1 protein-coding gene is annotated in these 375 nt (G+C 73.3%); it reads left to right on the plus strand.

The annotated features are described in order from the left end of the window. The coding region (locus ACQRD3_RS13590; RefSeq protein ID WP_427781751.1) for a hypothetical protein at nt 1-375 on the plus strand (375 nt) is incomplete at both ends.

A 375-nucleotide genomic window follows, 5' to 3' on the forward strand; every position in this document is an offset into this window, starting at 1 on the left:
GTGCTGCCGCCAGTCGTACTGCCACCGGTAGTGCTGCCGCCGGTCGTGCTGCCGCCGGTCGTGCTGCCACCGGTAGTGCTGCCGCCGGTCGTGCTGCCACCGGTAGTGCTGCCACCGGTCGTGCTGCCACCGGTCGTGCTGCCACCGGTCGTGCTGCCGCCGGTAGTGCTGCCGCCGGTCGTGCTGCCACCGGTAGTGCTGCCGCCGGTCGTGCTGCCACCGGTAGTGCTGCCACCGGTCGTGCTGCCACCGGTCGTGCTGCCGCCGGTAGTGCTGCCGCCGGTAGTGCTGCCGCCGGTAGTGCTGCCACCGGTCGTGCTGCCGCCGGTCGTGCTACCACCGGTAGTGCTGCCGCCGGTCGTGCTGCCGCCGGTC

This window comes from Candidatus Pseudoscillospira sp. SGI.172, assembly GCF_050313575.1.
GTDB lineage: Bacteria > Bacillota > Clostridia > Oscillospirales > Oscillospiraceae > Vermiculatibacterium.